The 1,815-nt window shown below is 40.9% G+C and carries 2 protein-coding genes; both read right to left on the reverse strand.

Translation table 11 applies throughout. From position 1 onward, the window contains the following. Positions 1 to 455: 455 nt before the first annotated feature. Complete coding sequence (locus tag A3SI_RS16395; RefSeq protein WP_009057691.1) at positions 456 to 1,370, reverse strand: hypothetical protein; 915 nt, start codon at positions 1,368 to 1,370, stop codon at positions 456 to 458. 72 nt (positions 1,371 to 1,442) lie between these two features. Beyond that, positions 1,443 to 1,815, reverse strand: a 373-nt coding sequence (locus A3SI_RS16400) for an IS66 family transposase (protein ID WP_009057693.1), incomplete at its 5' end; no start/stop codon positions are given.

Below are 1,815 nucleotides of genomic sequence, written 5' to 3' on the forward strand. Positions count from 1 at the left end.
TATGTGGATAACTTTTTTTCCGACTCCGCTGTGACTCTTAGACTAAGATACCAATTTGAGAGCAATTCACAACTGGATGGTGATCATAGTGTTTGGACTTATAGCTGTGACTCTTAGACTAAGATACCAATTTGAGAGCAATTCACAACTAGCTGCTCGGCTTGTTTAGTCTCGAAAGGCTGTGACTCTTAGACTAAGATACCAATTTGAGAGCAATTCACAACTAAAAGGCATGCCTGTATTACGGCCTATCAGCTGTGACTCTTAGACTAAGATACCAATTTGAGAGCAATTCACAACACCGCGCTGGTTCGGATGGGGCAGGTGCGGCTGTGACTCTTAGACTAAGATACCAGATTGAGCGTATTTTACAGGGCATTAGCTCATACTATAAAATTACGCAATTAATAGCGAGCTGCTCTTTAACTCCTTTCTTACTGCCCTTGACTGTTTCCTTATTCTTCTGGTCTAAAGTGAGCAGTAAGTTTGTCAATGGTAAATTTATTTTTTAGTTTAAATACGCTGTTCTGATTGGCTCTCAGTCCACTTTCCCAGTATGTAGCATCATTGGGGTTGTCAATAAGCCATCTTACTTTAACAATATACTCCCCGTTTTCTAAGTCATCCATCTGTCTAGTGAACCTATCACATGTGAAATCGAGATCCTGTAGTGTACGTGTTTCATTGCCTTGCTTAATGGTAAATTGCTTGGCAGGAACGGCCGTTTCTTCTACTATGCCCACATTTACATAGCCTTGCTTTGGAATCATAGCGAAAACCCGTGCACCGACGAAAAGCTGCTTTAAAGAATTTGAATACCATCTGCCCCCTCCTGCTGAAATGATTCCATATTTTTTGCAGTCAGTCCAAGAAGAGGTCGTGCCGTCCGAACAGTAACCAATATTGGCCACGAAATCTCTGCCATTCCAGACTTCGCCCTTTTTTTGGGCATCCGTTTTATTAAGTTGCGCACTTATAATTTTTGGGTCTATTAACCAACTCCTCGTGAGATAATCTTTTTCATCATCTTTAAAAATTTGAAAAAATGCGACATTTATAGGTGTATTGTAATTCTCCGAAAGATAGTTAATGATTCTCTCCGTTTGAGCGTCTAGTTTAGAACAAACTATTAAAATGTCGTGCTTTTCGTTTATCGTTTCTTCGGGTGGAGAAGTAAAGAATTTTTTTTCAAACAGAACCTCGAACGTTTCTCCTTTATGATACTCTTCACAGATGCTTTTTATTTGAGGATATGTTAATTCTTGAACCCAAGAAGCATAATCTATCCCCTGGGCTACAACCTCTCTCGAGGTTTTTTCTTTTTTTAACTCAATAATCGTCAGGTTGCCGTCTTGATTTATAGCAAGCAAATCTATCTTTTTCCCGTAACCGGTTAAAATCTGACGGCCAATTGTATCCGTTCGACAAACTACGTATTGGATTTATAATTGGCCTCTGTACTTGGCCCAGTTAGAAGGCAGTAGCTTGAAGAGGTCCTTATGCATGATTCCCTGTACGCGATCAAAAATATCACTTAGCCACTCTCTTTCATCGACACCATTTCGCTTACAGCTTGCCATAAAGGAATACATGGCAGCAGTCATATGCGCAGCATCATGCGAGCCAGCAAAGAGGTAGTTCTTGCGTCCAACGGCAAGCGGCCTGACAGCATTTTCGACTAAATTATTATCGATTTCCATGTCGCCATGTAGCGTATAGAAGCTTAAACCTGCCCAGCGAGAGTGAGCATATGCGATGGCCTCACCCATCGGACTTTTCGGGGGGATAGCGTACAGATTTTTATTTAACCAGTTT

Origin of the sequence: Nitritalea halalkaliphila LW7, from assembly GCF_000265075.1 — a bacterium.
Classification (GTDB): Bacteria; Bacteroidota; Bacteroidia; order Cytophagales; family Cyclobacteriaceae; genus Nitritalea; species Nitritalea halalkaliphila.